Annotated in this window: 24 protein-coding genes and 3 pseudogenes; 7 read left to right on the forward strand and 20 right to left on the reverse strand. The window is 73.1% G+C overall.

Annotation, left to right across the window (positions count from 1 at the left end; genetic code table 11):
- Nucleotides 1-122 precede the first annotated feature (122 nt).
- The 3 genes from WIS52_RS29915 to WIS52_RS29925 all read left to right on the forward strand — a co-directional run bounded on the left by WIS52_RS29915 (nucleotide 123) and on the right by WIS52_RS29925 (nucleotide 2,835).
- Nucleotides 123-1,544 carry a hemolysin family protein gene (locus WIS52_RS29915; RefSeq protein WP_349301771.1) on the forward strand — a complete coding sequence of 474 codons (1,422 nt, stop codon included), beginning with the start codon at nucleotides 123-125 and terminating at the stop codon, nucleotides 1,542-1,544.
- The gene (locus tag WIS52_RS29920) at nucleotides 1,541-2,530 is read left to right on the forward strand and encodes a hemolysin family protein (protein WP_349301772.1); all 990 of its coding nucleotides are present in this window, start codon (nucleotides 1,541-1,543) and stop codon (nucleotides 2,528-2,530) included. The genes WIS52_RS29915 and WIS52_RS29920 overlap by 4 nt, the downstream gene beginning before the upstream one ends.
- A 104-nt stretch (nucleotides 2,531-2,634) precedes the next feature.
- A complete protein-coding gene (locus tag WIS52_RS29925; RefSeq protein WP_349301773.1) occupies nucleotides 2,635-2,835 on the forward strand; it encodes a hypothetical protein in 201 nt (66 codons plus the stop codon).
- A gap of 4 nt (nucleotides 2,836-2,839) precedes the next feature.
- Here WIS52_RS29925 and WIS52_RS29930 read toward each other — a convergent pair whose 3' ends face one another.
- The 3 genes from WIS52_RS29930 to WIS52_RS29940 form a co-directional block, all read right to left on the reverse strand.
- Nucleotides 2,840-4,246 carry a glycine--tRNA ligase gene (locus tag WIS52_RS29930; RefSeq protein WP_349301774.1) on the reverse strand — a complete coding sequence of 469 codons (1,407 nt, stop codon included), beginning with the start codon at nucleotides 4,244-4,246 and terminating at the stop codon, nucleotides 2,840-2,842.
- A 176-nt stretch (nucleotides 4,247-4,422) separates the two neighbouring features.
- A complete protein-coding gene (locus WIS52_RS29935; protein WP_349301775.1) occupies nucleotides 4,423-5,349 on the reverse strand; it encodes a hypothetical protein in 927 nt (308 codons plus the stop codon).
- A 170-nt stretch (nucleotides 5,350-5,519) separates the two neighbouring features.
- Nucleotides 5,520-5,849, reverse strand: a complete 330-nt coding sequence (locus WIS52_RS29940; RefSeq protein ID WP_349301776.1) for an antibiotic biosynthesis monooxygenase — start codon at nucleotides 5,847-5,849, stop codon at nucleotides 5,520-5,522.
- Nucleotides 5,850-5,950: 101 nt separating this feature from the next.
- On the opposite strand from WIS52_RS29940, the gene WIS52_RS29945 reads away from it, so the two are divergent.
- The 4 genes from WIS52_RS29945 (at nucleotide 5,951) to WIS52_RS29960 (ending at nucleotide 7,867) form a co-directional block, all read left to right on the forward strand.
- Complete coding sequence (locus WIS52_RS29945) at nucleotides 5,951-6,322, forward strand: ArsR/SmtB family transcription factor (RefSeq protein ID WP_349301777.1); 372 nt, start codon at nucleotides 5,951-5,953, stop codon at nucleotides 6,320-6,322.
- Nucleotides 6,319-6,768, forward strand: coding sequence for a Fur family transcriptional regulator (locus WIS52_RS29950; protein WP_349301778.1), 450 nt, complete (start codon nucleotides 6,319-6,321; stop codon nucleotides 6,766-6,768). Before WIS52_RS29945 ends, WIS52_RS29950 begins: the two co-directional genes overlap by 4 nt.
- A gap of 63 nt (nucleotides 6,769-6,831) precedes the next feature.
- Complete coding sequence (locus WIS52_RS29955; protein ID WP_349301779.1) at nucleotides 6,832-7,470, forward strand: hypothetical protein; 639 nt, start codon at nucleotides 6,832-6,834, stop codon at nucleotides 7,468-7,470.
- Nucleotides 7,471-7,531: 61 nt separating this feature from the next.
- Entirely contained in the window at nucleotides 7,532-7,867 is a 336-nt protein-coding gene (locus tag WIS52_RS29960; protein WP_349301780.1) for a DUF2795 domain-containing protein, read from the forward strand.
- Here the strand turns inward: WIS52_RS29960 and WIS52_RS29965 are convergent, their stop codons facing one another.
- The 17 genes and pseudogenes from WIS52_RS29965 to hemW all read right to left on the reverse strand — a co-directional run bounded on the left by WIS52_RS29965 (nucleotide 7,868) and on the right by hemW (nucleotide 23,612).
- The gene (locus WIS52_RS29965) at nucleotides 7,868-9,040 is read right to left on the reverse strand and encodes a multidrug effflux MFS transporter (protein WP_349301781.1); all 1,173 of its coding nucleotides are present in this window, start codon (nucleotides 9,038-9,040) and stop codon (nucleotides 7,868-7,870) included.
- 34 nt (nucleotides 9,041-9,074) lie between these two features.
- Nucleotides 9,075-9,452: a hypothetical protein gene (locus WIS52_RS29970; RefSeq protein ID WP_349301808.1), complete on the reverse strand. Its 378-nt coding sequence runs from the start codon at nucleotides 9,450-9,452 to the stop codon at nucleotides 9,075-9,077.
- 20 nt (nucleotides 9,453-9,472) lie between these two features.
- A complete protein-coding gene (locus tag WIS52_RS29975) occupies nucleotides 9,473-10,252 on the reverse strand; it encodes an isoprenyl transferase (protein WP_349301782.1) in 780 nt (259 codons plus the stop codon).
- Between the two features lie 46 nt (nucleotides 10,253-10,298).
- Complete coding sequence (locus WIS52_RS29980) at nucleotides 10,299-10,676, reverse strand: hypothetical protein (protein ID WP_349301783.1); 378 nt, start codon at nucleotides 10,674-10,676, stop codon at nucleotides 10,299-10,301.
- A gap of 91 nt (nucleotides 10,677-10,767) precedes the next feature.
- Complete coding sequence (gene recO / locus WIS52_RS29985; protein WP_349301784.1) at nucleotides 10,768-11,667, reverse strand: DNA repair protein RecO; 900 nt, start codon at nucleotides 11,665-11,667, stop codon at nucleotides 10,768-10,770.
- A gap of 10 nt (nucleotides 11,668-11,677) precedes the next feature.
- The gene (gene era, locus WIS52_RS29990) at nucleotides 11,678-12,571 is read right to left on the reverse strand and encodes a GTPase Era (RefSeq protein WP_349301785.1); all 894 of its coding nucleotides are present in this window, start codon (nucleotides 12,569-12,571) and stop codon (nucleotides 11,678-11,680) included.
- On the reverse strand, nucleotides 12,568-13,803 hold the full coding sequence (gene lhgO, locus WIS52_RS29995) for an L-2-hydroxyglutarate oxidase (protein ID WP_349301786.1): 1,236 nt from the start codon (nucleotides 13,801-13,803) through the stop codon (nucleotides 12,568-12,570). The genes era and lhgO overlap by 4 nt, the downstream gene beginning before the upstream one ends.
- A complete protein-coding gene (locus WIS52_RS30000) occupies nucleotides 13,800-15,233 on the reverse strand; it encodes a hemolysin family protein (RefSeq protein ID WP_349301787.1) in 1,434 nt (477 codons plus the stop codon). The genes lhgO and WIS52_RS30000 overlap by 4 nt, the downstream gene beginning before the upstream one ends.
- A gap of 4 nt (nucleotides 15,234-15,237) precedes the next feature.
- The gene (gene ybeY / locus WIS52_RS30005; RefSeq protein WP_349301788.1) at nucleotides 15,238-15,783 is read right to left on the reverse strand and encodes an rRNA maturation RNase YbeY; all 546 of its coding nucleotides are present in this window, start codon (nucleotides 15,781-15,783) and stop codon (nucleotides 15,238-15,240) included.
- 69 nt (nucleotides 15,784-15,852) lie between these two features.
- A pseudogene (locus WIS52_RS30010) lies at nucleotides 15,853-16,218 on the reverse strand (PhoH family protein); the annotation flags it as partial.
- A gap of 258 nt (nucleotides 16,219-16,476) precedes the next feature.
- A pseudogene (locus WIS52_RS30015) lies at nucleotides 16,477-17,304 on the reverse strand (LAGLIDADG family homing endonuclease); the annotation flags it as partial.
- Nucleotides 17,293-18,051: pseudogene (locus WIS52_RS30020) on the reverse strand (PhoH family protein); the annotation flags it as partial. The pseudogenes WIS52_RS30015 and WIS52_RS30020, both read right to left, overlap by 12 nt.
- A 101-nt stretch (nucleotides 18,052-18,152) precedes the next feature.
- The gene (locus WIS52_RS30025) at nucleotides 18,153-19,076 is read right to left on the reverse strand and encodes an alpha/beta hydrolase family protein (RefSeq protein WP_349301789.1); all 924 of its coding nucleotides are present in this window, start codon (nucleotides 19,074-19,076) and stop codon (nucleotides 18,153-18,155) included.
- 160 nt (nucleotides 19,077-19,236) lie between these two features.
- Nucleotides 19,237-19,983, reverse strand: coding sequence for a 16S rRNA (uracil(1498)-N(3))-methyltransferase (locus WIS52_RS30030; protein ID WP_349301790.1), 747 nt, complete (start codon nucleotides 19,981-19,983; stop codon nucleotides 19,237-19,239).
- A 13-nt stretch (nucleotides 19,984-19,996) separates the two neighbouring features.
- Complete coding sequence (gene dnaJ / locus WIS52_RS30035) at nucleotides 19,997-21,163, reverse strand: molecular chaperone DnaJ (protein ID WP_349301791.1); 1,167 nt, start codon at nucleotides 21,161-21,163, stop codon at nucleotides 19,997-19,999.
- Between the two features lie 85 nt (nucleotides 21,164-21,248).
- Complete coding sequence (gene hrcA, locus WIS52_RS30040) at nucleotides 21,249-22,268, reverse strand: heat-inducible transcriptional repressor HrcA (protein WP_349301792.1); 1,020 nt, start codon at nucleotides 22,266-22,268, stop codon at nucleotides 21,249-21,251.
- A 147-nt stretch (nucleotides 22,269-22,415) separates the two neighbouring features.
- A complete protein-coding gene (hemW, locus tag WIS52_RS30045; protein WP_349301793.1) occupies nucleotides 22,416-23,612 on the reverse strand; it encodes a radical SAM family heme chaperone HemW in 1,197 nt (398 codons plus the stop codon).
- Nucleotides 23,613-23,833 lie beyond the last annotated feature (221 nt).

Consider the following 23,833-nt stretch of genomic DNA (forward strand, 5'->3'; position numbering starts at 1 on the left):
GGAGTCATGGACCCCAGCGACAGTCCCGGCGCCGTCCGGCCCACACCCGGACGGCGACCCCGCATCGCCCCCGTCCCCGCCCGTGAGCAGCACGGGCCCGAGACCCGGGCGGTGACGCTCCGGTGATCGGCACGATCCTGGGCATCCTGCTCGGCATCCTGGTCGTCCTCGCCATCACGGCCCTGACCGGGTACTTCGTGGCGCAGGAGTTCGGCTACATGGCCGTCGACCGCTCCCGCCTCAAGGCCCGCGCCGCCGAGGGTGACACCGGCGCGGTCCGCGCCCTCGACATCACCCGCCGCACGTCGTTCATGCTCTCCGGCGCCCAGCTGGGGATCACGGTCACCGGTCTGCTCGTCGGTTACGTCGCCGAGCCGCTGATCGGCAACGGGATCGCCGAGCTGCTCGGTGTCGTGAACGTGCCGTCCGGTATCGGCCTCGCGATCGGCATCACGTTCGCGCTGCTGCTCTCGACCGTGGTCCAGATGGTGTTCGGCGAGCTGTTCCCGAAGAACCTCGCCATCGCCCGTCCGGAGCCGGTCGCGCGCTGGCTGGCCCTGTCGACCAAGACCTACCTGGCGCTGTTCGGGTGGATCATCCGGATCTTCGACGCCGCGTCCAACGCGCTGCTGCGCGCGCTGCGGATCGAGCCGGTGCACGACGTCGAGCACTCGGCGACCCGCCGCGACCTCGAGGCGATCATCGACGACTCCAAGGACTCCGGCGACCTGGACCCGGAGCTGGCGACCCTGCTGGACCGGGCGGTGGACTTCTCCGACCGGACCGCGCGGGCGGCGATGATCCCGCGGCCGCGGGTGTCCTGGGTGCGCGACGACGCCACCGTCGAGAGCCTGATCAGCCAGATGGCGGCGCAGCACTCCCGCTACCCGGTGCTCGGCACTCCGCCGGGCGCGACCGACCCGGACAACGCGCAGGAGCTCGTCGGCGTGGTGTGCCTGAAGGACGTGCTCGCCCTCGGCGACCGTCCCGAGGTGGACCCCGCGCAGGTGCGGGTCTCCGAGCTGATGCGCACGCCGGTGCTGGTGCCGTCGTCGCTGCCGCTGCCGCAGGTGCTGGCCCGGCTGCGCGAGGCCGGCGAGGAGCTGGCCTGCGTGCTGGACGAGTACGGCGGGCTGGCCGGGGTGATCACCGTCGAGGACGTGGCCGAGGAGCTGGTCGGCGAGATCACCGACGAGCACGACCAGGCCGGTACCGACCAGGCCCTCGAGGCCGACGACGGCTGGGTCGTCCCCGGTGACCGGCACATCGACGAGGTGGGCCGGCTGATCGACGCCGAGCTGCCGGAGGGCGAGTACCAGACGATCGGCGGACTGGTGATGGCCGAGCTGCAGCGGCTGCCCGAACCCGGTGACGAGGTGGTGCTGACCCTGCACACCGACAACCCGGACGACCCGGACCGCGCACTGCGGCTGACCGTCCAGGACGTCGACCGCCGGGTGCCGTCCGCCGTGCGGCTGGCCTGGACCGAACCGTCGTCGCCGGAACAGGACGACGAGTACGACGAGCAGGAGGTGCGGGCATGAGCGTCACCTCGATCGTCGTCTCGATCGCCCTGGTCGGGCTGAGCGCGTTCTTCGTCGCCATCGAGTTCGCGCTGATCGCGGCGCGGAACTACCGGCTGGAGGAGGCCGCGCAGACCTCGGCGTCGGCGCGGGCCGCGCTGCGCAGCTCGAAGGACCTGTCGCTGCTGCTGGCCGGGTCCCAGCTGGGCATCACGCTGTGCACGCTGGGCCTCGGTGCGGTCGCCAAACCGGCCGTCGACTACGCCCTGCGTCCGGTCCTGGAGGGCTGGGGGCTGGCGTCGGGCATCGCCACGGTGCTCTCGTTCATGCTCTCGCTGATCATCGTCACCTTCGTCCACCTGGTGGTGGGTGAGATGGCGCCGAAGTCCTGGGCGATCTCGCACCCGGAGAAGTCGGCGATCATGCTCGCGCTGCCGATGCGCGGGTTCATGGTGCTGACCCGGCCGCTGCTGGTGATGCTGAACGGGATGGCGAACCGGTGCCTGCACGCCGTCGGCGTCACGCCGGTGGACGAGATGGCATCCGGCCGCAACGCCGACGACCTGCGGCAGCTGGTCGACCACTCGGCGAAGGCGGGCACCCTGGACCAGGGGCGGCGCGACCAGCTGGTCACCGCCCTGGAGCTCGAGCGCACCCCGCTCTCCGAGCTGGCGCACGAGCCGTCCGGGGTCGGGGCCGACGACGACGTCGCCACGATCCAGGCGACCGCGCGCCGGACCGGGCACCTCCGGCTCATCGTGCGCGACGGGGACACCCCGATCGGCTACGTGCACGTCCGGGACACGCTGACCCGCGAGCCCGGCACCCGGGCCCGCGAGCTGATGCGCCCGGTGCTCACGCTGTCGGCGGACACCGCGTACCACTCCGCGGTGAACACGATGCGCGAGCAGCGGGCGCACCTGGCGCTCGTCTCCGACGACGGTCGGCTGGTCGGCATCGTGACGCTGTCCGACCTGGTGGAACGGCTGCTGCCCGAGCCCGTCTGAGGCTGTTCCCCGGATCGGGCGCACGAGCTGCGCCCGGTCCGGGGCGGTCCTACCCTCGTGAGTAGCCGCGCTCGTGTTGTCGCGCAACCCCGGGAGGACCGGCGATGACCACACCGTCCCTGCACCCCGCCGAGCTCGACGACGTCGCGCTGTCCCGCGTGCGGGATCTCGAAGCGCACATCGGCGTCGCGCTCGTCGCCTACCGTCCCGAGCCGCCGTACGCGGCGCTCAGCGCGGACCAGCTCGCCGAGGTCCGCCGCGCCGAGGCCGAGCTCGGGGTGCAGCTGCTGGCCTACCGGCCCTGAGGAATCAGCAGCCGAGCAGCCGCGTCGCCAGGTAGGTCTCCACCTGGTCGAGCGCCACCCGCTCCTGCGCCATCGAGTCCCGCTCGCGGATCGTGACGGCCTGGTCGGTGAGGGTGTCGAAGTCGACCGTGATGCAGAACGGCGTGCCGATCTCGTCCTGCCGGCGGTAGCGGCGGCCGATGGCGCCGGCGTCGTCGAAGTCGACGTTCCAGTGCTTGCGCAGCTGCGCGGCCAGGTCCTTCGCCTTGGGCGACAGGTCGGCGTTGCGCGACAGCGGGAGCACCGCGGCCTTGATCGGCGCGAGCCGGCGGTCCAGCTTCAGCACGACGCGCTTGTCGACGCCGCCCTTGGCGTTCGGCGCCTCGTCCTCGACGTAGGCGTCGATCAGGAACGCCATCATCGAGCGCCCGACGCCGGCCGCCGGCTCGATCACGTACGGCTTGTACCGGGTGTCGCTGGCCTGGTCGTAGAACGACAGGTCGACGCCCGAGTGGTTCGAGTGCGACGTCAGGTCGAAGTCGGTGCGGTTCGCGATGCCCTCGAGCTCGCCCCACTCCTGGCCGGTGAAGTTGAACCGGTACTCGATGTCGACGGTGCGCTTCGAGTAGTGGGAGAGCTTCTCCTTGGCGTGCTCGTAGTGCCGCAGGTTCTCCGGGTCGATGCCCAGGTCGGTGTACCAGCGGGTGCGCTCGTCGATCCAGTACTGGTGCAGCTCCTCGTCGCTGCCCGGCTCGACGAAGTACTCCATCTCCATCTGCTCGAACTCGCGGGTCCGGAAGATGAAGTTGCCCGGGGTGATCTCGTTGCGGAAGCTCTTGCCGATCTGGCCGATGCCGAACGGCGGCTTCTTGCGCGACGTCGTCTGCACGTTCAGGAAGTTGACGAAGATGCCCTGCGCGGTCTCCGGACGCAGGTAGGCCATGCCCTCCTCGGACTCCACGGGGCCGAGGAAGGTCTTGAGCATCATGTTGAAGTCGCGCGGCTCGGTGTACTGGCCGCGGGTGCCGCAGTTCGGGCAGGGGATCTCGGAGAGATCGTTCGGGTCGGCCTGCTCCGGGTCGCGGCCCTTGCGCGAGGCGAACTCCTCGGCCAGCTGGTCGGCGCGGAAGCGCTTGTGACAGGAGGTGCACTCCACCAGCGGGTCGGTGAAGGTGCCGACGTGGCCGGACGCCACCCAGGTCTCGCGGGGCAGGATCACCGACGAGTCGAGGCCGACGACGTCCTCCCGGCCGGTGACCATCGTCTTCCACCACTGCCGCTTGATGTTGTCCTTGAGCTCGACGCCGAGCGGCCCGTAGTCCCACGCCGACCGGGTTCCGCCGTAGATCTCGCCGGAGGCGAAGACGAATCCGCGCCGCTTGGTCAGCGCAACGATGGTCTCGATCTTGGCGGAGGTGGGCTTGCTGGCCACGGGCGGCACTCCAGAAACGTGGATCGGATTCTCCCCGGCAGGGGCCCCCAGGCTACCGACCCCCCACCCCCGGATCCCGCCCGCCTCGCCCCACCCCGGTCCCGGTGAACGCGATCGGGTTGTGAGAACGCGCGTCCGATCGGGATCGCATTCTCCGAGCCCGATCGCGTACACGATCACGAGTGGGGTCGGGCGGTGGCCAGCAGGTGGTGTAGGCGGGTGGCTACGGCGTCGAAGTCGTCGAGGTCGTGCCAGGTCCATCGGACGACGTGACGGACCGAGGGCTGTGCCCGCAGGGCGTCCTCCCGGCGTTTCTCCCGCTCGACCGCGTCGCCGGGCTTCTCGTCCGGGCGCAGCGACCGGCCGTACTTCTCCATCCCGTCGAACTCCCCGACGACACCGGCCTCCTTCCACCAGAAGTCGACCTGCCCGACGTGCCGGCCACGCACGTCACGGACGACGTGCTGCAAGGTCGGCGCAGGCACACCGAGCCGCCCCATCCGGACCCGGCTGCGCGACTCACCCGGGCCGCCGGCGCGCCCGTCGGCGAAGGCCAGCACGGCTCGTGCGCGGGCGATTCCCCTCCGTCCGGCAGCCGCCTCGACCGCGCCGTCGAACTCGACGACGGTCATCCGTCCGGAGAACAGCGCCGCATCGGCGACGGCGACCGACGCCTCGAAGGAGCAGCTCCGCGCCACGTCGACGACCGTCCGGGCGATCGAGGTCACCCGGAGCGCGTCGACGCCGACCACGTCGCCCTCGCTGAGCGGTGCCGCGTGCACGGTCACGTGCCGGCTCGTCCGCCCTCCGGAGGGTAGGTCCCTCGTCGCGTGGACGCGTCGCAGCCCTATCCCCCACGACGGCAGGGCATGCACGACGACCGCTGACGCGTGGCTGAGCACAGCGTCCCGCGCGAGCAGCGGATGGGTCGCCTCGACGAGCGTGCGATGCCGGGCGTCGGCGTCGGGGCGGCCCCGATCGTCCGGCTCGACATAGGCACCGGGTCGCACCCGGGTCAGCTGACCCGCCCGGATCGCGCCACGGACGGTCTCGTCCGTGTGGCCCTCGCCGAGCAGGTCGGATCGACGGTGCAGCGTCCCCATACCCGTGACCCTGCCCGCCATCCGGGCCCCCGCACCCCCGAATCCCACCCCTGTGGACACCCACCCCGACTCCCCCGCCCCGGTGGACAGCTCCCATAGGCGATCGGCTTCGGAAAACGCGCGCCCGATCGGGAACGCGTTCTCCGATCCCGATCGCGTACTCGGAGGAGTCAGGTCAGGAGGGTGGGGTGGTGTCGGGGCGGCCGGCCGGGGGTGGCCGTGAGGCGGGTTTCGTGGGTCATCTCGGTCGTCGTGTCCGCTTCGGCCAGGAGGGGATGGACGTGTTCGCGGACCTCGAAGGGGCTCAGGGCGCGGCGGTAGGCGTCGACGGAGTCGAAGCGGACCGTCAGCACCCACTGTTCCCGGTCCTCGATCGCCTGCCCGGCCTCCCCGCCCCGGCAACCGGGCCGGGCCGCAAGGAGTTCCAGGGCACGGGCCGCGCGGGTGACGAAGGTGTCCGCGGTGGGGACCGGCACGGTGAAGCGGCAGACCAGCAGCACGACGCGACGATAACGAACACGCCTATCATGACGGGTGCGGCCGGTGACGGCATGCAGCCAGGGGTGTGGCCGCCGCCCCCGGGGACAGGACGAGTGATGTGATGGCGACCCCCGCGGAGACCACCCGGATCGAGGAGCCCGACGGGCACCCCGGGGACCGTCCCGCGCCCGTGCCCGGCCCGATCCGGGACCCGCGCACGCTGACCGCGGCCGGTGACCTGCTGCGCGCGCTGGCCGCGCCGGTCCGGATCGCGATCGTCCTGCAGCTGCTGGAGCACTCGCGGTGCGTGCACGACCTGGTCGACGCGCTCGGTGTGACCCAGCCGCTGATCAGCCAGCACCTGCGGGTGCTCAAGGCGGCCGGGGTGGTCGAGGGCGAGCGCAAGGGACGCGAGGTGCTCTACTCCCTGGTGGACGACCACCTCGCCCACATCGTCGTGGACGCGGTCGCACACGTGGAGGAGGACTCGTGACCGATCAGGCGCTGCAGGACGAACCCGTCCGGTCGACGGCCGGGCCGCGCGGCATCCGCGCCACCCGGCAGCGGGCCGCGGTGACCGCGCTGCTCGACCGGATCGAGGACTTCCGTTCCGCCCAGGAGATCCACGAGGAGCTGCGCCGGGCCGGTGAGGGCATCGGCCTGACCACCGTCTACCGGACCCTGCAGACCCTCGCCGAGGGCGGCGAGGTCGACGTGCTGCGCACCGCGTCCGGGGAGGCCGTCTACCGGCGGTGCGCCACCGACCACCACCATCATCACCTGGTCTGCCGGCGGTGCGGCGCGGCCGTCGAGATCGAGGGCCCCGCCGTCGAGTCCTGGGCACAGTCGATCGCCGAGCAGCACGGGTACACCGAGCTCTCGCACACCCTGGAGATCTTCGGGCTGTGCCGGCGCTGCGCGTCGGCCCGGGAGTCCTGATCCGGCACGGCCCCGTCTCATAACGCGACACCGTGTCCGCGATCACACCGATACGGTCCCGGTATGAGCGAGACGCAGTCGCCGACGGCCGTACGGCGGATCGACGTCCCCGAGTCCGGTGGGCTGGCCCAGCTCGCGGCCGTCTTCGACGATCTCCAGTACGTGCTGCGCTGCTGCGAGCACCTGGTCACCGCGCTCGGCGCCCCCGATGCGGGCCCGGCCCGGGTCGACTCGGACCCGGCGCTGGTCGAGGCACTGTGGACCGGCGCGGTGCTGGGCTACGTCCGCTGCTTCAGCGGGCGCACGAAGACGCTGACCCGCGACGACCTGACCGAGCTCGAGCTCGACGGCGACGTCACCGGTTTCCACGACATGGTGCTGAAGCTGCGCGACCACTACGCGTCCCGGCACGTGAACCCGCGCGAGTCCTACGAGGTCGGCGTCGCCCAGTCCAACGACGGCTCACCGCGCGGTGTCGCGGTGATCTCGACGCCGCGCCCGCTGGTCGACGAGACGACGGTCCGGTTGCTCGGCCGGGTGGCCTACGCGCTGTCCGCGCTGGTCGACGCCCGGATGACGAAGGCGCAGAACGACGTCCTCGGCGTCGCGCACGGGATGACCGCGGCACAGCTGGCGGAGCTCCCGATCGTCCACCTGTCCGGCGACGCCGGGGAACACGACGCCGAGGAACACGACGACTGAGTGCATGATCGGCCGCACACCGGCAACCCTCCTCGGAACACGATCCCGAGGAGGAGACAGCATGACGTCCCGCACGACCACACCCGATGCCGTCCGCGCCGCCCTGCAGGGCGTGAGGTTCCCGGCCGGCAAGGACGAACTGGCCGCCGGTGCCGAACGCAACGAGGCCGACGCCGCGACCGTCGAAGCGATCCGCGCGGTGCCCGCGGAGGACTACGGGTCGGCGGCCGACGTGGTGGCCGTCGTCGACACGGCCGACGAGTCCGGTGAGGAGACCGAGCAGCTCCGCAAGCAGCGGCGGACCGAGCACACGCACAGCAGCCTGTCGGAGGGGACGAAGGACGTCGACCCGGTGAACCCGATCGAGGAGGAGCTGGGGACCAACCGCAAGAAGTAGTCAGCGGGCCGGGCGGCGGAGCAGGCCCAGCGCGGCCGCGCCGGCGAGGACGGAGACGAGGATCGTCACCGCCATCGCGACGGCCGTGACCCCGCCCAGCGACACCACCGGCGGGACCACGGCGCCGAACCCGAACTGGGCCAGTCCCAGCACCCCGGACGCCGTCCCGGCCCGCTCGCGCTGCCCGTCCAGTGCGAGCGCCGTCCCGTTCGGCAGCACGAAGCCGACCGCGGCCACGACCAGGAACAGCGGCACGAGCACCGCCCACACCGACGTCGCGAACAGCGTCCCGGCGAGCAGCCCGAGCGCGCCGGTCAGCGCGACCGCCACCCCGGCGAGCAGCAGCCGGCGCGGCCCGGTCCGGTCGACCAGCGCGGCGCTCACCCGGCCCGCGGCGACGATGCCGACCGCGTTGACCGCGAACACCGCGCCGTAGGCCTGGGCGCCGAGCCCGTAGCCGTCCTGCAGGACGTAGCTGCCCATCGCGATGTAGACGAACATCCCGGTGCAGGTCAGCGACAGCACCAGGGTCGGGCCGAGGAAGCTGCGGTCGGCCGTCACCACGCGGACCGACCGTGCCGTCGCCGGGAGACCACCGGCCCGGCGCCGGTCGGCCGGCAGCGTCTCCGGCCGGGTCAGCGCGGCGGCGAACAGCACGATCCCGATCGCGGCGAGGGCCCAGAACAGCCCGCGCCAGTCCGTGATCCGCAGCAGCTGGCTGCCGAGCACCGGCGCGACGACCGGCGCAGCCCCGCTGACCAGCAGCAGCAACGCGAACATCCGCGCGGCGGCCGCGCCGTCGTACAGGTCGCGGACCATCGCCCGCGCGCAGACGATCCCGCACGCGCCGGCCAGCCCCCCGAGCAGCCGCAGCACCAGCAGCAGCTCGATCGACGGGGCGAGCGCGCACAGCGCCGCCGTCACCGCGAACGCGCCGACGCCGATCAGCAGCGGAGCCCGGCGGCCGTACCGGTCCGACAGCGGGCCGAACAGCAGCTGCCCGGCGGCCAGCCCGAGCATGCAGACCGACATGGTCGCCTGGCCGAGCGACTCGGTGGTGCCGAGGTCGCGGGTCAGTGCCGGGAGCGCCGGCAGGTAGAGGTCGAGCGCCAGCGGGCCGAACGCGGTCAGCCCGCCGAGCACCAGCACCTGCGATGCCGGTACCCGGGCCATCAGTGCCGCCGCTTCGGCTCTCGACCGCCGGGCCTCACTCGCTCACCAGCTCCGCGCGCATCGACGACGCCGAGGACACGACCAGCATCAGCAGCGTGCCCATCGGCTGCTCGTCCAGCCCGGCGGCCGGGAACGCGTAGCGCAGCGTCACGTCCCAGCCGTGCTCGCCGCGGACCACCCGCGGGGTGCCGAACAGCCCCTCGCCGACCCCCAGCCCCACCCGGGCGGGGATGTCGTCGTCGGGCAGGTCCCACGCGACGACGCAGGTGATGTTGAGGACCGGCAGGCCCTCCTCCAGCTCGGTGCCCTGCACGACGCACAGCACGCCGCCGTGCGCGAAGGTGAGCGCGCCGTCGTCGTCGACCTGGACGTCGTGGAAGCGTTCCAGCGCGGCCTGCGCGGTGGCGAGCATCCCGGGGATCACGGTGCCGGTCACGGGGCACCCGCCGTGTCGATGGCCCCGCCGAAGCGGCGGTCCCGGCGGGCGTAGATCTCGATCGCCTGCCAGATGTGCCGGCGGTCGAAGTCCGGGAACAGCGTGTCCAGGAAGACCATCTCGGCGTAGGCGGACTGCCACAGCAGGAAGTTCGACGTCCGCTGCTCCCCCGACGACCGCACGAACAGGTCCACGTCGGGCATGTCCGGCTCGTCGAGGTACCGGGCCAGCATCCGCTCGTCGATCTTGTCCGGGTTGATCCGGCCCTCGGCGGCGAGCCGGGCGATCTGCCGGACCGAGTCGACGATCTCGGCGCGGCCGCCGTAGTTCACGCACATCGTCAGATTCAGGACGTCGTTGTGCCGGGTCTTCTCCTCGGCGACCTCGAGCTCCTTGATCACCGAGCGCCACAGCTTCGGACGGCGGCCCGCCCAGCGGACGCGCACGCCCATCGCGTGCATCTCGTCCACCCGGCGCCGGATGACGTCGCGGTTGAAGCCCATCAGGAACCGGACCTCGTCCGGGCTGCGGCGCCAGTTCTCGGTGGAGAACGCGTACGCCGAGAGCCACCGCACGCCGACGTCGATGCAGCCGCGCGCGACGTCCATCAAGGACTCCTCGCCGCGCTTGTGCCCCTCGGTGCGGGGCAGGCCGCGGGCGTTGGCCCAGCGGCCGTTGCCGTCCATCACGAGGGCGACGTGCCGGGGCACCAGCTCCGGCGGGATCACCGGTGGCCGGGCGCCCGACGGGTGCGGCGGAGGGGGCTGGAACGGCACGTACCGCACCCTACGTCCGCGGAGACCGGGCGCCGCCGCGGGAGGCTCAGATGCGGAACTTCTCGTCCGGCTCCTCGCGGTGCGGCCACGCCGGCACGTCCGGGTCGTCGAGGCGCTCCATCGTCTCGCGCAGCTCGCGCATGCCCCGGTGCCCGCGGACCCGGTCCTGCTCGGTCAGCGACTCGCCCTCGTCGGGGCGGATCACCGGCAGCATCGGGATGCCCGACCAGGATCCGTCCTCGGTCAGGGCTCGGACCTGGCGCATAGCACGGGTCGGTCCGTCCTGCGGCGACTCCGGCAGCGCCTCGGTCCGCACCGGGATCTGCTGGGTGGGCGGCACCGGGATGCGTTGCGTCGCCGCGGGGAGCCTGCGGGTCCGCTCGGTCGTGCCGTCGCTGTCCGCCGGGGTCTGGGGTCGGGTCACGAGCACCTCTCCGTCGGCGGGGCCCTCAGGCCCCCTCGATCATGGGAGATCGTAACGACGTGATCGTCCGGTTGCCCCGTGGAAGCCCGGATCACCCGGCGGAGTCGGTGGGTGTCGCGCGAGCCGCGACCGGCGGCGGACCGGTGGTCACAGGAGGTACGGCGGAACCGTCCGTCGGTGATCGCGGACCGTCCGGCGCCCCGATGTCAGCGGCCATGATCGGCTCCGGGGCGGTCGGGAGCGTCCGCCGGAGCCGGCCCTGCCGGTCCACCAGCGGCAACGACCGCAGCTGCCGTTCCAGGTGCCACTGCAGGTGCGCCGCGACCAGGCCGCTCGCCTCCCGCCGGCTCGCCGCGACCGACGCGTCGGCGGTGTCCCAGTCGCCGTGCAGCAGCGCGTCCAGCAGCGCCACCGTCTCCGCGGCCGGGGTGACCGACCCCGGCGGCCGGCACCGCGGGCACACCATCCCACCGCCGGCGACGGTGAAGGACCGGTGCGGACCCGGCGTGGCGCAGCGCGCGCAGTCCGACAGCGACGGCGCCCACCCGGCGTGGCTCATCGCCCGCAGCAGGAACGCGTCGAGCACCAGGGCCGGTTCCCGCACCCCGTCGGCGAGCGCGCGGGTCGCGCCGAGCAGCAGCAGGTACACCCGCAGCGCGGGCTCGCCCTCCTCGGACACCAGCCGGTCGGCGGTCTCCAGGATCGCGCACCCGCAGGAGTACGCCGACCAGTCCGCGACGACGGCGGGGGCGAACGCGTCGACGGTCTGCGCCTGGGTGACGACGTCGAGCGTGCGGCCGGTGTAGCACTGCACGTCGACGTGGTTGAACGGTTCCAGTCGGGCACCCCAGCGGGACCGGGTGCGGCGCACGCCCTTCGCGACGACCCGGATCTTGCCGCGCTGCTTGGTCAGCATGGTGATGATCCGGTCGGCCTCGCCGAGCTTCTGCACGCGCAGCACCACACCGGTGTCGCGGTACAGCTGGGCCATGGGAGGAAGTCTAGAACCCCAGCTTGCGCAGCTGCTTCGGATCCCGCTGCCAGTCCTCGGCGATCTTCACGTGCAGGTCGAGGTGCACCTTCGTGCCCAGCAGCTTCTCGATCTGCCGGCGCGCGTCGGTACCGACCTGCTTGAGCCGGGCCCCGCCGCGTCCGATCACGATGCCCTTCTGGCTGGACCGCTCGACGTAGATGATCGCGTAGATCTCGAGCAGGTCCTTCTTCTCGATCGTCTCCTCGACGACGACGGCGATCGAGTGCGGCAGCTCGTCCCGCACACCCTCCAGGGCGGCCTCCCGCACCAGCTCGGCGACCAGGACGTCCTCGGGCTCGTCGGTCAGATCACCGTCCGGGTAGAGCTGCGGGCCCGCCGGCAGCTGGGCGACCAGCAGGTCCGAGAGCAGCTGCACCTGGAACCCGGACTGCGCGCTCGTCGGCACGACCTCCGTGAAGTCCATCAGCGCGGACACCTCGGTGAGCCGCTCGGCGACCTGCTCGGGGCGGGCGACGTCGGTCTTGGTGACGATCGCGATCACCGGGGTGTGCGCGGCCACCTTGCGCAGCTCCTCGGCGATGAACCGGTCCCCCTTCCCGACCTTCTCGTTCGCCGGCACGCAGAACCCGACGACGTCGACCTCGGCCCAGGTCTCGCGCACCACGTCGTTGAGCCGGGACCCGAGCAGCGTCCGCGGCCGGTGCAGGCCCGGCGTGTCGACCAGCACGATCTGCGCGTCCTCGCGGTGCACGATGCCGCGGATCGCGTGCCGGGTGGTCTGCGGCCGCGACGAGGTGATCGCGACCTTCTGCCCGACCAGCGCGTTGGTCAGCGTGGACTTGCCGGCGTTCGGCCGGCCGACGAAGCAGGCGAAGCCGGACCTGAAGCCGGGCGCCGTCACGCGGAGTCCGCCCCGAGCCGGGTGAGGATCTCGCGGCCGATCGGCAGCGCGGCGGTCGCGGCCGGGGACGGCGCGTTCAGCACGTGCAGGATCGAGCCCGCCCCACCGGCGCCACCGGGTCCCGGCTGGTCGAGGAACAGGAAGTCGTCGACCAGCGTGCCGTCGGCCTTGACCGCCTGCGCCCGGACGCCCGCGCCGGCCGGGTGCAGGTCCTCGGCCTGCACGTCGGGCAGCATCCGCTGGATCTGACGGACCATCGCCTTGCGCGACAGCGACCGCTGGACCTCGCCGATGCCGTAGCGCCAGTGCGTCCGCGCGACCTTGAGCATGCCCGGGTAGGTGAGCGTGCCGAGCAGCTCCTTCGGCTTGATCGTGCCCCAGGAGTAGCCCTCCCGGGCCATCGCCAGCACGGCGTTCGGGCCGGCGTGCACGTGGCCGTCGATGCCGCGGGTGGCGTGCACCCCGAGGAACGGGAACGCCGGGTCGGGCACCGGGTAGATCAGGCCGCGGACCAGCGACGCCGCCCGCTCGGAGAACCCGGAGTACTCACCGCGGAACGGGACGATCCGCACGCCCGGGTCCGCCCCGGCCATCGTCGCGAGCTCGTCGCAGCGCAGGCCGCCGCAGACCACGACCCGCTTCCCGAGCAGGTCGCCGCGCTGGGTCCGCACGACGACGTCGGCCGGCCTGCGGGCGAACCCGGTGACGGTGCGGCCCAGGTGCACCTCGCCGCCCTGCTTCTCGACCAGCTCGCCGAGCTTCTCCGCGATCGAGCGGTAGTCGCAGATGCCGGTGGACGGCACCCACAGCGCGGCCAGGCCGCGGACGTCGGGCTCGTGCTCGCGCATCCCGTGCTCGTCGAGCCGGTGGTTCTCGACGCCGTTGGCGTCGCCGCGCCGAGCGAGCTCGTCGAGCCGGGGCAGCTCCTCGGGCTCGGTGGCGACGACGAGCTTGCCGCACACCTGGTGCGGGAGCTCGTGCTCGCGGCAGAACGCGACGGTCTCCGCGCAGCCGGCCACCGCGAGGCGGGCCTTGTAGCCGCCGGGGGCGTAGTAGAGCCCGGAGTGGATGACGTTGGAGTTGTTCCCGGTCTGGTGGTTCGCCAGCCGCATCTCCCGCTCGACGACGGCGACCGAGAGGCCCGCGTTCGTCGCGGCGTAGGCGGTGGCGAGACCGACGATGCCGCCACCGACGACGACCAGGTCATAGGACGGGGTGGGGGGCAGGCTCATGCTCGGTCCTTCATGCTCGTGGCCTCGGGGTGCGCGTCAGCAGGTTCGTTCGGGTCGCCCATCACCGCGGCCGGAACGTCGTGTCCCTGCGAGTCGGACGGCTCGCCCTCCTCGGCCGGATCCAGCGGGCTGACCAGCACCGCGGTGATCCGGACCCGGCCGCGGGCGTCCTTGCCGCCCTCGCCCTGCAGCCGCAGCAGTCCCTCGACCTCGGCGGTCGCGCCGGGCAGCGGCACCTTGCCGAGCCGCTGCGCGAGCAGCCCGCCGACGGTGTCGACGTCCGCGGACTCCAGGGCCTCGCGCAGCTCGTCCTCCCGCGGGGTGCCGCGGAAGCGACCCGCGAACAGCTCCTGCAGGTCCTCGACCGGCAGTCGCGCCGCGACCCGGAACGCACCCTCGTCGGCCTCCGCGACCTCGGGGATCTCCTCGGCGTCGTACTCGTCGGTGATCTCCCCGACGATCTCCTCGAGGATGTCCTCGATCGTCACGACGCCCGCGGTGCCGCCGTACTCGTCGACCACGACGGCCATGTGGTTGCGGGTGCGCTGCATCTCCCGCATCAGCTCGTCGCTGCGCTTGGAGTCGGGCACGAACGCGGCGGACCGGATGATCTCGGGCAGGCTGCGCTGCGGGGCGCCGCCGCGCTCGACGTCGTCCCGGGCCCGGATCAGGTCCTTGAGGTAGGCCACGCCGATCACGTCGTCGATGCCGTCGCCGAGCACCGGGATCCGCGAGTAGCCGCTCTTGAGCGCCAGCCGCAGCACCTTGTCGACCGGGGTGTCCCGCTCGGCCCACACGACGTCCGGACGCGGCACCATGATCTCCCGGACCGGGGTCTCCCCCAGCTCGAACACCGAGTGGATCATCTTGCGCTCGCCCTCGTCGACCACGCCGCGGTTGCTGGCCATGTCGACGAGCTCGCGCAGCTCGATCTCGGTGGAGAACGGGCCTTCCCGGAACCCGGGGCCCGGGGTGATCGCGTTGCCGAGCAGGATCAGCAGCTTCGCCAGCGGCGACAGGACCGTGCCCAGCGCACGCACCGGTCCGGCGAGCGCCAGGCCGATCCGGTACGGGTGCTGCCGGCCCAGGGTGCGGGGCCCGACGCCGACCAGCACGTAGCTGGCCAGCACCATGATCACGCCGGTGATCAGCAGGCCGATCCACGGCGAGGAGAACAGCGGAGCCAGCGCCACGGCGAGCACGATGATCGCGGCGACCTCGCAGATCACCCGCAGCAGCATCAGCAGGTTGACGTGCTTCGGCCGGTCGGCGACCACGGCGGCGAGCGCGCGCCCGCCGCCCCGGCCGGACCGCACGACCTCCTCGACCCGGGCGCGCGAGATCGACATCAGGGCGGAGTCCGCGGCCGCGGACACCCCGGCGACCAGCACCAGCCCGACAGCGGTGGCGATGAGCCAGACGGTGGTCACGTCGTCAGCGCTCCGGCTCGTCCTCGAAGCCGGCCGCGCCGAGCAGCCGGTCGTCGCTGCGCTTCTGGGCGTCCCGGGCCGCGGCCTGGGCCCGGTCCGAGCGCCAGCGCACCAGCAGCCGGTTCTGCAACGCGAACATCTCGCGCTCGTCCTCCGGTTCGAGGTGGTCGTAGCCGAGCAGGTGCAGGATGCCGTGCACGGTCAGCAGGTGCAGCTCGTCGGCCAGGGTGTGCCCGGCCTTCTTGGCCTGGTCCCGGGCGAACGCCGGGCACAGCACGACGTCGCCCAGCAGCGACGGCCCCAGGTCCGGGGCATCCGGACGGCGGCCGTCCTCGGCCACCGAGTCCATCGGGAACGCCATCACGTCGGTGGGGCCCGGCTCGTCCATCCAGCGGACGTGCAGCTCCTCCATCGCGTCCAGCGGAACCGCGGTGACGGCCAGCTCGGCCGCCGGGTTCACCTTCATGGCATCCAGCGCGTACCGGGCGACCGAGGCGATCTGTGCCTCGTCGATCGCGACCCCGGACTCGTTGACGACCTCGATACTCACGCCGCCGGCGCCCCGTCCCCACCTGTCTCGTCCATCAGATCGAGCCCAGGGTAGACGGGGCCACCGACACTATCGGCGGCGACCGCCGTGCCGGATCGGCGGACCGTTGCGCGGCGCGGAATTACCGCTGTTCACCGCGGCCCGGCGGTTCGACACGGCGTCGAAGCGTGCGTAGGCGTCGACGATGTCCGACACCAGCCGGTGCCGGACCACGTCGGCACTGTCGAGCTCGGAGAAGTGCACGTCGTCGACGCCGTCGAGGATGTCCTGCACCACGGCGAGCCCGGACCGGGCGCTGCCCGGCAGGTCGATCTGGGTGACGTCACCGGTCACCACGATCCGCGAGCCGAACCCGAGCCGGGTGAGGAACATCTTCATCTGCTCGGGCGTGGTGTTCTGCGCCTCGTCGAGGATGATGAACGCGTCGTTGAGCGTGTTGTGCGTGACGATGAAGTCCTCGGTCACGTACAGCGAGTCCTGCGCGGCGACCGAGATGCAGACACAGTCGGCCTCACCCGCCGGCTCGATCGAGGAGATGAAGCGCATCGGACGGCCGCCACCGTCGCAGTCGTAGGCGTCCCGCTTGCGCGCGAGCCGGAACGGTGCGAGACCGGCCGGCAGCCGGATGTCGAGGACATGCGCGTCCGCGCGGTACCCCACCGGTCGCCCGTTCACGGAGCCGGGCGTGCGCCCCTCGGCCCTGCGCGTCCGTGTGTACGCCACGCCACCCAGCGAGCGCACCAGGTACACGACGTCGTCGCGGAGCCGGTCCGAGCACGTCGTGTACTGGATCCGGCACGAGCGGCCGCTCTGACGGACGGGTCCGCCGTCGGTGTCCAGCAGCCCCTGCAGGACGGCCAGGCGGGTGTCCGCGTCGTTGTCGAGGTAGGCCCCCGGCACGAACTTCGTCGTCGAGCGCGTCCCGGCCAGCCCCAGGTCGCGGACGATCTCGGTCACCGGGTTGGCGACGATCACGCCTCCCCGGCCGCCGCCCGCCCGGTTCAGCACGTAGTCGAACTCCGACCTACGCCGGACCTCGACACCTGGCAGCGCCGCGCCGAGGGCCTCGGCGAGTTCGGGGTCGCGCGTGCTGAACGACGGCGTCGTGCTCGTCGTGATGCAACCGTCACCGAGCAGCAGGCCGACGGCGTACGGGTCCATCGGGACCTCGTGCGCGGGCATCTGCACCGGCTCGACGAGCGGGAGCTCGTAGCGGTGCGCGTGCGACCACCGCAGATTCCCGATCATGTCGGTCGTCTGCAGCACCCGCCCAGGCTTGTCGCGCCTGCGGTCGTCCGGGGTCCGGACGGTCCACAGGTGCTCGCCGCACGCCAGGGTCGACGCGCCGTCCTGGGTCGTGACGCGGTAGATGTCCTTGATGCCCTGCGGGTGCACCCCGAGTACGGGGGTCGGGCGCCCGTCCCGTCCGGTGACCAGGTCGCCCACGCGGAGGCTGCCGATCCTGCGGTAGCCGTCCGGTGTCAGTACCGGCGTCTCGACCGGCTGCGCGCGGCCCCGCATGTACGCCAGCGGCGCGACCTCGATCGTCCCGGCCGCCATCAGCTTCGGGATGGACTCCGGGTCGAGCATGTCGTGCAGCGCGTCGTAGAGCGGGCGCAGGTACGGGTCGATCTTCTCGTAGAGGGTGCCGGGCAGATACCCCAGTCGCTCCCCCGCCTCGACCGCCGGCCGGGTCAGGATGATCCGGTTGACCTGCTTGGCCTGCAGCGCCTGTACCGCCTTGGCCATCGCCAGGTACGTCTTGCCGGTACCGGCCGGACCGATCCCGAAGACGATCGTGTGCGAGTCGATGGCGTCGACGTAGCGCTTCTGGTTGAGCGTCTTGGGCCGGATGGTCTTCCCGCGCCGGGACAGGATGTCCAGGCTGAGCACCTCGGCCGGGGACTCCGCCAACCGGTCGTCGGGACCGGAGGCCTCGTCGCTGTCGGCCAGCATCTGCACGGTCCGCCGCACGGTGTCGGCGCCGACGAGCTGACCGCGCTGGGCCAGCGTGATCAGTTCGGTGAAGACCCGCTCGGCGAACGCGACGTCGCCGGGATCCCCGGACAGGGTCAGCTCGTTGCCGCGCACGTGGACGTCGGCGGTCAGCTCCTCCTCCGCGGCGCGCAGGCTCTCGTCGCGGGAGCCGAGCAGGGCGAGCAGGGCGGTGTCCGGCACCGACAGCTTCGACCGGACGGTCCCGCCCGGTGCTGCGTGCACGCCGACCGTGCCGGTCGGCGGGGTGGGGCCGGGTTCGGTTCCGGTCAAGAGTGTGATCGCCTGCCTCGAGATGTCGCCGGATCGGTTCGGATGAGGATGGTACCGGTGAAACGCCCGGGCACACCCGCCGATTCCGGGCGAGCCGGACGTCATCCCGTGAGCCGCTCCAGGCCCGCCAGGGACTCCCGCCAGCCGGGGGTGCTCGCGTCGATCACCGAGATGTGCGTCGCGCCGTCCACGCGGACCAGCTCGGAGCGGTCCCCGGCGGCCGTCGCGGCGGCCAGGAACTCCTCGCTCTGCGCGATCGGCACGACCTGGTCGGCGGTCCCGTGCACGCACACCGACGGCACGCCCGACGGGACGTGCGCGATCGGGCTCGCGACCGCGTACCGGTCGGGGACCTCCTCCGGGGTGCCGCCGAGCAGCGGCGGGACGTTGCTGCCCCGGTGCCCCGCGGCGCTGACCAGGTCCAGCACCCCGGCCTGGCTGACCACACCGGCCGGGGTGACCCGCGGGTCCGCACCGGGCGCTCCCGCCGGCAGCCGCCCGCGCGCGGCCAGCCACATCGCCAGGTGCCCGCCGGCGGAGTGCCCGAGCGCGAACGTCCGGTCCGGGTCGAACGGGACCGCGTCCAGCTCGGTCACGTGGTCGGTGGCCGCGGCGACGTCGGAGAGCGTGCCCGGCCAGCCGCCACCGGAACCGACCCGCCGATACCCGATGTTCCAGGTCGCGTACCCGGCCGCGACCAGGGCGGGGACCACCGAGCGCATGTTCTCCGGACCGACGCCGACCCGCCACGACCCCCCGTGTACGACGACGACGAGCGCGCGCGGCTCCGGCCGGTCCTCGGGCAGCGTGAGGTCGCCGTACTGGTCCGGGTGGTCGCCGTACGCGATCCGCCGGGCCCCGGCCGGCGGCGGCGCCGCGGGTATCGGCGCACTGTCGAACCCGGCGGGACGATCCGGCCCGCAGCCCGCCACCAGCGACGTCGCCGCGACCGCACCGACGAGGCGGCCGAAGCCGCGCCGGTCGAGCCGGCGGGCGCCGTCGGGGATCCTGGCCGGGACGTCCATCCGCCGATCATGTCAGTGCGCCGGGACGGGAGCCGTGGCACGTCCTGCCCCGGTTCTCACCGCCGAGATACGCCTCAGCGGGGATTGTTGATCTCTGTGGCCCGCTCAGCCGTATCTCGGCGGGGACCGGCACCGCGCGAGCGGTTCGGCGGGCCCGGCGTCAGCGGGCCCAGCGCCCGGTGCGCACGGCCAGCGCGCCCAGCGCCACGCAGGCCGCGGTCGAGGCGCGCAGCACCTCGGGCCCCAGCCGCACCGGAACCGCACCGGCGGCGGTCAGCGCGGCCAGCTCGCCGTCGTCGACCCCGCCCTCGGGCCCGACGGCCAGCAGCACCTCGCCGGCGGCCGGGAGGTCGACGTCGGCCAGACCGGTCCTGGCCGACTCGTGGAGCACGAGTGCGGTGTCGGCCTCGGCCACGCGCCGCGCCAGCTGCGGGGTGCTGAGCGGTGCCGCGACCTCCGGCTGCCACGGGCGGCGGGCCTGCTTGGCCGCCTCCCGCACGCTGCTGCGCCAGCGTTCCAGGGCCTTCGCGCCGCGCGGGCCGTCGTCCCAGCGGGCGACGCAGCGGGCCGCCCGCCAGGGCACGAACCCGTCCGCGCCGGCCTCGGTGGCCGTCTCGACCGCGAGCTCGCCCCGGTCGCCCTTCACCAGCGCCTGCGCGACGACGACCCGGACCGCGGGCGCGGGCACGGTCTCGACCGAGGCCACCCGCACCGACAGCGCGTCGCGCCCGGCGGCGGCGACCACCGACGCGTGCGCGACGCCGCCGCGGCCGTCGGACAGCACCAGCTCCTCGCCGGGGCGCAGCCGCCGCACGGTCGCGGCGTGCCGCCCCTCCGGACCGTCGAGGACGGCCTCGGCGCCCGCGGCGGGAAGCGCGTCGACGAGGAAGAGCGGAGCGGTCGTCATGAACCGGAGCCGGTCACCGGGTCCAGGAGTCGCGCAGCCGGGAGAACAGGCCGTGCCCGTTCCGGTTGCCGCCGACCAGGTCCGGCTGCTCCTCGCCGCGCATCTTGGCGAGCTGGCGCAGCAGCTCGGTCTGCTCCTTGTCCAGCTTGCTCGGGACCGCCACCTCGACGTGCACCAGCAGGTCGCCGTAGCCGTCGATCCGCCCGGTGGAGCGCAGCCGGGGCATACCCTTGCCGCGCAGCGTGCGGACGGTGCCGTGCTGGGTGCCGGCCTCGACGTCGAGCTCCTGCACCGTCCCGTCGAGCAGCTCCAGCGGCAGGGTGGTGCCGAGCGCGGCCGCCGTCATCGGCAGCGGCAGCGTGCAGTGCAGGTCCGCGCCATCCCGGGTGAAGATCTCGTGCGGGGCTTCCTCGACCTCCACGTAGAGGTCGCCGGCGGGGCCGCCGCCCGAGCCGACCTCGCCCTGCCCGGACAGCCGCACCCGCATGCCCTCGGCGACGCCGGCCGGGATCTTCACCGACACCGTGCGTCGGGACCGGACCCGCCCGTCGCCGGCGCACTGCCGGCAGGGTTCGGGGATGACCTCGCCGAACCCGCGGCAGGTGGGGCACGGCCGCGCGGTGACGACCTGGCCGAGGAACGAGCGCTGCACGCTCTGGATCTCGCCGGAGCCGTTGCAGGTGTCGCAGGCGGTGGGGTGGGTGCCCTCGGCGCAGCCGGAGCCCTGGCACAGGGTGCACAGCACCGCGGTGTCGACCGCGAGGTCGCGCTGCACGCCGGCCGCGCACTCCTGCAGCGACAGCTCCATCCGGATCAGCGCGTCCGCACCGGGCTGCACCCGGCTGCGCGGGCCGCGACCGCGGCCACCGCCGGCGGTCCCGCCGAAGAAGGCGTCCATGATGTCGCTGAATCCGCCGAACCCGGCGAACGGGTCCTGGCCGCCGGTCCCGCCCCCGCCGCGCGGGTCCATCGGGTCGCCGCCGAGGTCGACGATCCGGCGCTTCTCCGGGTCGGTCAGCACCTCGTAGGCGGTGCTGACCTCGCGAAAGCGTTCCTTCGCCGCCTCGTCGGGGTTGACGTCGGGGTGCAGTTCACGGGCGAGCCTGCGGTATGCCCGCTTGATCTCCGTCGCGTCGGCGCCCTGCTCGACGCCCAGGATCCCGTAGTAGTCGCGTGCCACCTGGCTTCTCGTCCTCAATGTCCCTCGACAACGCCCGCCCGGGATCGTCCGGGCGGGCGCGGATGTGTGTGTCTCTCCGTGATGTTCAGCGCCCGGCCAGGATCTCACCCACGTACCGGGCGACGGCATGCACCGCCGAGATCGTGCCCGGATAGTCCATCCGGGTCGGCCCGACGACACCCATGCCGCCCAGCGGGGTGCCCGCGCCGTACCCGATCGTCACCACCGACGCCGTCCGCAGGTCCTCGGACTCGTTCTCCTCGCCGATCCGCACCGTGACCAGGCCGGACTCCTGGGACGCGGCCAGCAGCCGCATCACCACGACCTGTTCCTCCAGCGCCTCCAGGACCTGGCGCAGCGAGCCCGGGAAGTCGGCGTGACCGCGGGTGAGGTTCCCGGTGCCGCCGAGCACCATGCGCTCCTCCGGGTGCTCGACGAGGGTCTCGATGAGCACCGTCGCGAGCTGGGTCAGCGGGACGCGCAGGTCGTCCGGCCCGGTCTCGGGCAGCTCGGCGACGGCGACCGAGGCCTCGGCCAGCCGGCGTCCGTTGAGCGCGTTGCCCAGGATCTCCCGCACCCGCGCGAGCGCGGCGTCGTCGAGCACGTCGCCCAGGTCGACCACCCGCTGGTCGACCCGGCCCGAGTCGGTGATCAGCACCAGCATCAGGCGGGCCGGGGTCAGCTGCACGACCTCCAGGTGCCGCACCGTGGACCGGGTCAGCGTCGGGTACTGGACGACGGCGACCTGCCGGGTCAGCTGGGCCAGCAGCCGGACGCTGCGGCGCAGCACGTCGTCGAGGTCCACCGCGCCGTCGAGGAAGGTCTGCACCGCCCGCTTCTCGGCCGCCGAGAGCGGCTTGACCTGCGAGATCCGGTCGACGAACTGGCGGTAGCCCTTGTCGGTCGGGATCCGCCCGGCGCTGGTGTGCGGCTGCGCGATCAGACCGTCGTCCTCGAGGACGGCCATGTCGTTGCGGACGGTGGCGCTCGAGACACCCAGGTTGTGCCGGTCGACGATCGCCTTGGACCCGACCGGCTCCTGGGTCGCCACGTAGTCGGCCACGATGGCCCGCAGCACCGCGAAGCGTCGTTCATCGGCGTTCACTCGGCGCACCTCCCCGGGTCACGCGGACTCCTCGGAACGAACCTGACGTTCCGCCACCATCGTAGGCGTCCCGTGCACCGGACGGCCGAGACCGCGCGTCGGCGCTGCTCACCCCGCCCGCTCGGCGTCCCGCGGGTCCCGGACGCGTCAGCGCGGACCGGACGCCGAGGCCGGCTCGGGCACCAGCAGGTCGGTCACCACCCGGTCGGCCAGCAGCCGTCCCCGGTCGGTCAGCACCGCCCGGCCGGCCGCGTGCGCGTCGTGGACCAGCAGACCGTCGGCGACGGCCCGGGCCGCGGCGGCCCTGGCGTCGCGCTCCAGCAGCTCCAGCGGGAGCCCCTCGGCCAACCGCAGCCGCAGCATCACCCGCTCGGTGTGCCGCTGCTCGTCGGTGAGGTCCTCGCCGCCCGCCTCGGGGCGCTCGCCGGCCTCCAGCATCCCCGCCCAGCGGGCCGGGTGCTTCACGTTCCACCAGCGCCGGCCGGCCAGGTGCGAGTGCGCGCCCGGGCCGATCCCCCACCAGTCGCCGTCGTGCCAGTACCCGAGGTTGTGCCGGCACTCGGCACCCGGCAGCGACCAGTTCGACACCTCGTACCAGGCCATCCCGGCCGCGCGCAGCCGCGCGTCGAGCAGCTCGTAGCGGTGCGCGGCGACGTCGTCGTCGGGGGCCGGGAGCTCGCCACGGCGGACCCGCCGGGCCAGTGCGGTGCCGTCCTCGACGATCAGCGAGTAGGCCGAGACGTGGTCGACCCCGGCCTCGAGTACGGCGTCGGCGGAGCGCTGGAGGTCCTCGTCGCGCTCGCCCGGCGTGGCGTAGATCAGGTCCAGGTTGACGTGCCCGAACCCGGCCGCCCGCGCCTCCCGCGCGGCCTCGACGGCGCGCCCCGGGGTGTGCGTGCGGTCCAGCACCGCGAGGACGTGCCGGGCCGCGGACTGCATCCCCAGCGAGACCCGGGTGAAGCCGCCCTCGCGGATGCGGGCGAAGAACTCCGGCGACGTCGACTCGGGGTTCGACTCGGTGGTGACCTCGGCGTACAGGGCGAGCGGGAAGTGCTCCTTCACAGCGGCCAGCACCGCGGACAGCCGATCGGCGCCGATCAGCGACGGCGTCCCGCCGCCGACGAACACCGTCTGCACGGTGCGGTCGCCGACCGTGCGGGCGGCCAGCGCGATCTCGGCGCGGGCCGCGGCGAGCCAGCCGTCCGGGGACGAGGCATCGCCCGCCAGCTCGGAGGCGGTGTAGGTGTTGAAGTCGCAGTAGCCGCAGCGGGTCGCGCAGAACGGCACGTGGACGTACAGCCCGAAGGGCGGTGGATCGGCGGGGTTCCCGACGGCGGGTGGCACGTCTCCCGAGTCTGCCAGGCGGGTCGATGTGCCGACTCCCACGATCCGGACGTCACGGTGGCCCACGTCCGGACACCGTGCGAAGCTGGACGACGTGCACGCGCTCCGTCTCCGCCTCGTGGCCCGACGCCACGTGGACCTGAACCGGACCCGCAGCGCGCTCTGTCGCCGTCCTTCCTGACGGCCCCGTCTGACATCTCCCGGGTCGCGTCGCGCCCCGT

Origin of the sequence: Pseudonocardia nematodicida (assembly GCF_040105385.1) — a bacterium.
GTDB lineage: Bacteria > Actinomycetota > Actinomycetes > Mycobacteriales > Pseudonocardiaceae > Pseudonocardia > Pseudonocardia nematodicida.

Bases quoted from the DNA above. Each gene is read 5' to 3' on its own strand.
- WIS52_RS29970 (WP_349301808.1), bottom strand. From the start codon at position 9,452: ATGCTCGCCACCGCGCAGGCCGCGCTGGAACGCTTCCACGACGTCCAG.
- WIS52_RS29965 (WP_349301781.1), bottom strand. From the start codon at position 9,040: ATGGCCCGGGTACCGGCATCGCAGGTGCTGGTGCTCGGCGGGCTGACC.
- WIS52_RS30030 (WP_349301790.1), bottom strand. From the start codon at position 19,983: ATGACGACCGCTCCGCTCTTCCTCGTCGACGCGCTTCCCGCCGCGGGC.
- WIS52_RS29935 (WP_349301775.1), bottom strand. From the start codon at position 5,349: ATGGGGACGCTGCACCGTCGATCCGACCTGCTCGGCGAGGGCCACACG.
- WIS52_RS29920 (WP_349301772.1), top strand. From the start codon at position 1,541: ATGAGCGTCACCTCGATCGTCGTCTCGATCGCCCTGGTCGGGCTGAGC.
- WIS52_RS29945 (WP_349301777.1), top strand. From the start codon at position 5,951: ATGGCGACCCCCGCGGAGACCACCCGGATCGAGGAGCCCGACGGGCAC.
- recO (WP_349301784.1), bottom strand. From the start codon at position 11,667: ATGGCCCAGCTGTACCGCGACACCGGTGTGGTGCTGCGCGTGCAGAAG.
- WIS52_RS30025 (WP_349301789.1), bottom strand. From the start codon at position 19,076: ATGGACGTCCCGGCCAGGATCCCCGACGGCGCCCGCCGGCTCGACCGG.
- WIS52_RS29925 (WP_349301773.1), top strand. From the start codon at position 2,635: ATGACCACACCGTCCCTGCACCCCGCCGAGCTCGACGACGTCGCGCTG.
- lhgO (WP_349301786.1), bottom strand. From the start codon at position 13,803: ATGAGCCTGCCCCCCACCCCGTCCTATGACCTGGTCGTCGTCGGTGGC.
- WIS52_RS29955 (WP_349301779.1), top strand. From the start codon at position 6,832: ATGAGCGAGACGCAGTCGCCGACGGCCGTACGGCGGATCGACGTCCCC.
- WIS52_RS29960 (WP_349301780.1), top strand. From the start codon at position 7,532: ATGACGTCCCGCACGACCACACCCGATGCCGTCCGCGCCGCCCTGCAG.